Source organism: Streptomyces sp. NPDC002156 (assembly GCF_053593675.1).
The window spans coordinates 1-5,044 of record NZ_JBSFDA010000316.1 but is presented as its reverse complement, the minus strand read 5'-3'; the positions used below and the strand labels follow the sequence as shown (position 1 = coordinate 5,044).

General features: G+C 71.4%; 5 protein-coding genes. All 5 read left to right on the top strand.

Features of this window, described 5'->3' with window-relative positions; translation table 11 throughout:
* The first annotated feature begins 177 nt into the window (after window positions 1–177).
* The 5 genes from ACWCRB_RS48950 (at window position 178) to cseC (ending at window position 4,862) form a co-directional block, all read left to right on the top strand.
* Window positions 178–1,095, top strand: coding sequence for an A/G-specific adenine glycosylase (locus tag ACWCRB_RS48950; protein WP_451002240.1), 918 nt, complete (start codon window positions 178–180; stop codon window positions 1,093–1,095).
* 270 nt (window positions 1,096–1,365) lie between these two features.
* The gene (locus ACWCRB_RS48945) at window positions 1,366–1,908 is read left to right on the top strand and encodes a SigE family RNA polymerase sigma factor (protein ID WP_369034054.1); all 543 of its coding nucleotides are present in this window, start codon (window positions 1,366–1,368) and stop codon (window positions 1,906–1,908) included.
* Window positions 1,909–2,072: 164 nt separating this feature from the next.
* Window positions 2,073–2,729: a hypothetical protein gene (locus tag ACWCRB_RS48940; protein WP_451002239.1), complete on the top strand. Its 657-nt coding sequence runs from the start codon at window positions 2,073–2,075 to the stop codon at window positions 2,727–2,729.
* 55 nt (window positions 2,730–2,784) lie between these two features.
* Entirely contained in the window at window positions 2,785–3,492 is a 708-nt protein-coding gene (gene cseB / locus ACWCRB_RS48935; RefSeq protein ID WP_451002238.1) for a two-component system response regulator CseB, read from the top strand.
* Window positions 3,493–3,500: 8 nt separating this feature from the next.
* Window positions 3,501–4,862 (top strand): two-component system sensor histidine kinase CseC, encoded by a 1,362-nt coding sequence (gene cseC, locus ACWCRB_RS48930; RefSeq protein ID WP_451002237.1) that lies wholly within the window; start codon window positions 3,501–3,503, stop codon window positions 4,860–4,862.
* Window positions 4,863–5,044: the final 182 nt, after the last annotated feature.

Genomic DNA, 5,044 nt, shown 5'->3' with positions numbered 1-5,044 from the left:
GGTATGTCAGCCCGTCCGGCGTTTGAGGACGAGCGCGTTCAGCGCGACAAGGGGGGGTCTGGGGGCGCAGCCCCCAGGGATGGGAACGGGTAGGGGCGGCGGGGGCGAAACAAAGCCCGCCCGCACCGCACCGCATCGCACACCCCCGCACCCCCACATGGCAGGATCGAACCCGCCATGACTGCGCCCACGAAACCCCCGCACCGCGACGCCGACACCCCCGCCACCGACCTCCACTCCCCCGTCATCGACTGGTTCGACGAGCACGCCCGAGACCTCCCCTGGCGCCGCCCCGACGCCGGCCCCTGGGGCGTGATGGTCAGCGAGTTCATGCTCCAGCAGACCCCCGTCAGCCGCGTACTGCCCGTCTACGAGCAGTGGCTCGCCCAATGGCCCCGCCCCGCCGACCTCGCCAAGGACGCCCCCGGCGAAGCCGTCCGCGCCTGGGGCCGCCTCGGCTACCCCCGCCGCGCCCTGCGTCTGCACGGCGCCGCGGTCGCCATAACGGAACGCCACGGCGGCGACGTACCCACCGACCACTCCCAACTGCTCGCCCTGCCCGGCATCGGCGAGTACACCGCGGCCGCCGTCGCCTCCTTCGCCTACGGCCAGCGGCACGCCGTACTGGACACGAACGTCCGCCGTGTCTTCGCCCGCGCCGTCACCGGCGTCCAGTACCCCCCGAACGCCACCACCGCCGCCGAACGCAAGCTCGCCCGCGCCCTGTTGCCGGACGACGAGCAGACGGCCGCCCGCTGGGCCGCGGCCTCCATGGAACTCGGCGCGCTCGTCTGCACGGCCAGGAACGAGACCTGCCACCGCTGTCCGATCGCCGCCCAGTGCGCCTGGCGGCTCGCCGGGAAGCCCGAGCACGAGGGCCCGGCCCGCCGCGGCCAGACGTACGCGGGGACAGACCGCCAGGTGCGCGGCAAGCTGCTCGCCGTACTCCGTGAGGCCCTGACACCCGTACCGCAGGCCGCACTCGACCGTGTGTGGCACGAGCCGGTGCAGCGCGCCCGGGCCCTGGACGGCCTCGTCTCGGACGGTCTGGTCGAGCCCCTGCCGGGCGGGCTGTACCGCCTGCCGCACAGCTGAGACACATCCCGGGACACAGACTCGGCCTTCCGTAACGCGTCAAACACTCCTCCCCCATCCTCCAAATCACCCCACATCACCACCAATTACCCCTCCCGCTTACCCCTCCCCTACTTCCGTTACACAACCGACGGACAGCCGCGCGCTCCCCGCAGGCTGACTCGGACAGCTCCGTGACAACCCCTCCGTAGCTTCATCCCTGTACAGACCACAGGGCAGTGAAAGCCGGCCGGCAGGCGGGTCGGAAACGGGGATCGGAGGCGGTTGGACATGACGCAGCAGGGCGAGGTGCTCGAATTCGAGGAGTACGTCCGCACACGGCAGGACGCGCTGTTGCGCAGCGCCCGTCGACTGGTCCCGGACCCCGTCGACGCCCAGGACCTGCTGCAGACGGCGCTCGTACGGACGTACGGCCGCTGGGACGGCATAGCGGACAAGCGGCTCGCGGACGCCTACCTCCGCCGGGTGATGATCAACACCCGGACCGAGTGGTGGCGGGCGCGCAAGCTGGAGGAAGTGCCCACCGAGCAGCTTCCGGACGCGTGTGTGGACGACTCCACCGAGCAGCACGCGGACCGCGCCCTCCTGATGGACGTCATGAAGGTGCTCGCACCCAAGCAGCGCAGTGTCGTCGTGCTGCGACACTGGGAGCAGATGTCCACGGAGGAGACGGCCGCCGCCCTCGGCATGTCGGCCGGAACGGTCAAGAGCACGCTGCACCGGGCGCTCGCCCGGCTCCGGGAGGAGCTGGAGGCCCGCGATCTGGACGCACGCGCGCTGGAGCATGAGGAGCGGGAGCGTTGCGCGGCCTAGGCACAGGGGCGACCGGTCCCGGGGTCCCACGGGCACAGCCCCGGACAGGGGCAGGGGCAGGGACGGATTCGGGCGCGGACCCATCCTCAGGTCCGGGTCCGGGAAGCGGTCCCGATCCGGGTGCGGGCTCACGGGGGTGGCAGGGGCACGGCTCGGGGCTGCTCATGCACCCGACTCCGTCCGCCCCTGCCCGGCGGGCTTTTCAGGCGGTGATCACGGCTACGGCCGTGCTCGCCGCCCTCGCCCTTTTCGTCACCGCCTGTGCCACCGGCGGCACCGGCGCCCGTGACGAGGGCCCGGCCGGCGCCGACGCCGTCGCGGGCAAGCTGAACCCCACCCCCTCGCCCTCCGCGTACGCCACGACGGACGACGTGGACGGGGTCAGGCTCGTCATGGACGACCCGGGGGTCGCGGCCTCGGTCAAGCGTGCGCTGAAGCCGTGCGTCGGGGACGAGTACCCGGTCGACGTGTCGTACGGCGATCTGACCGGCGGGGCCTCGGACGACGTCGTCGTCAATGTCATGACGTGCAGCGATGCCGTCGGCGTCGGGTCGTACGTGTACCGCGAGGCGGGCAGCGGCACCGGGTACCGGAACGTCTTCCGGGCCGAGGAGTCCCCCGTCTACGCGGAGATAGACCGGGGCGACCTGGTGGTCACCAAACAGGTGTACAAGAAGGACGACCCGGTGACGAGCCCGTCGGGCGAGAATGTGATCACCTACCGGTGGACGGCGGGCCGCTTCACGCTGGAGTACCGCACGCACAACGAGTACAGCAGCGCGGTCGACGGCGACACCGCGCCGACGACGGACTCCAACTGACCCGACACACGACCTGACGCACAAGACGCACGAGACGAGAACTGAGAGCACCGGGATGGCAGACCAGACCCACGTCCTCTTCGTCGAGGACGACGACGTCATCCGCGAGGCCACCCAACTCGCCCTGGAGCGGGACGGCTTCGCGGTCACCGCCATGCCCGACGGGCTGTCGGGCCTGGAGGCGTTCCGCGCGGACCGCCCCGACATCGCCCTGCTGGACGTCATGGTCCCGGGCCTCGACGGCGTCAGCCTGTGCCGCCGTATCCGCGACGAGTCCACCGTGCCGGTGATCATGCTGTCGGCGCGCGCCGACTCGATCGACGTGGTCCTGGGCCTGGAGGCGGGCGCCGACGACTACGTCACCAAGCCGTTCGACGGTGCCGTCCTGGTCGCCCGGATCCGCGCGGTGCTGCGCCGCTTCGGTCACGCGAGCGGCCCGAACGCGGCGGGTCCGGAGGGCGGGGCGCCCGTGACCGGCGGGGTGCTCGTCTTCGGTGACCTGGAGATCGACACCGAGGGCATGGAGGTCCGCAAGGAGGGCCGGCCGGTGGCCCTGACGCCCACCGAGATGCGGCTGCTGCTGGAGTTCTCGTCCGCGCCGGGCACGGTCCTCTCCCGCGACAAACTCCTCGAACGCGTGTGGGACTACGGCTGGGGCGGCGACACCCGCGTCGTCGACGTCCATGTGCAGCGGCTGCGTACGAAGATCGGCCAGGACCGGATCGAGACGGTCCGCGGCTTCGGCTACAAGTTGAAGGCCTGAGCGGACCCATGGGCGCAAGAGGAACCAGGACCAAGGGCCTCAGGGGCATCACAGGCCTTACGGGGATCCGCACGGGGCTTCGATGGAAGCTGAGCGCCGCCATCGCGCTGGTCGGCGCGCTCGTGGCGATCACTCTCAGCCTGGTCGTGCACAACGCGGCCCGGGTCTCGATGCTGGACAGCGCGCGCGATCTCGCGGACGAACGTGTCCTGATCGGGCAGAGCAACTACAACCTGTCGGGGCGGCCCAACTTCCCCGGCATCAAGGTCGACGACCCGAACCTGCCGCGGGAGCTGCGGGAGAAGGCGGCGGAGGGCCGCCGGGCGACCTACGTGACCGACCGGCCGGACGGAGTGCCGGACATCTGGGCGGCCGTACCGCTCAAGGACGGCCACATCATGTCGCTGCACACCGGGTTCACCGACCGCAGTACGGACATCATGGCCGACCTGGACCAGGCGCTGATCATCGGCTCGATCGCGGTCGTGCTGGGCGGGAGCGCGCTCGGTGTGCTGATCGGCGCGCAACTGTCGCGCCGGCTACGGAAGGCGGCGGCGGCCGCGAACCAGGTCGCCAGAGGCGAGACGGACGTACGAGTACGGGACGCCATAGGCGGTGTCGTACGGGACGAGACCGACGACCTCGCCCGGGCGGTGGACGCGATGGCGGACACCCTGCAGCAGCGTCTTGAGGCGGAACGGCGGGTCACGGCGGACATCGCGCACGAGCTGCGTACGCCGGTGACGGGACTGCTGACAGCGGCCGAACTCCTCCCACCCGGCCGGCCGACGGAGCTGGTCCTGGACCGGGCGAAGGCGATGCGCACGCTGGTCGAGGACGTCCTGGAGGTGGCCCGGCTCGACGGGGCGTCGGAGCGGGCGGAGTTGCAGGACATCATGCTGGGTGAGTTCGTGGCGCGGCGGGTGATCGCGAAGGACCCGGAGATCGCCGTGCACGTGGTGCACGAGTCGGAGGTGACGACGGATCCGCGCCGCCTGGAGCGTGTCCTGTTCAACCTGTTGGCCAACGCGGCGAGACACGGCAAGGCGCCGATAGAGGTCTCGGTGGAGGGAAGGGTCATCCGCGTCCGTGACCACGGCGCGGGCTTCCCGGAGGACCTCCTGGCGGACGGCCCGAGCCGCTTCCGCACGGGCAGCACCGACCGCTCAGGCCACGGCCACGGCCTCGGCCTGACCATCGCCGCAGGCCAGGCCCGCGTCCTGGGCGCCCGCCTCACGTTCCGCAACATACGCCCACCGGGCGCCCCCGAGGACGTCCCCGCAGAGGGCGCGGTAGCGGTCCTGTGGCTCCCGGAACACGCCCCGACCAACACGGGCAGCTACCCGATGATGCCGCGCACGAAGCCCTGAGTTTCGCCCCCGCCGCCCCTACCCGTCCCATCCTTGGGGGCTGCGCCCCCAGACCCCCCTTTCGGCCTGAACGGCCTCGTCCTCAAACGCCGGACGGGCTGGCGGGGAGTGCGGACGGGTGGGTGGGAAAGTCGCGCTGAACGCGCTCGTCCTCAAACGCCGGACGGGCTGACTGACTCAGC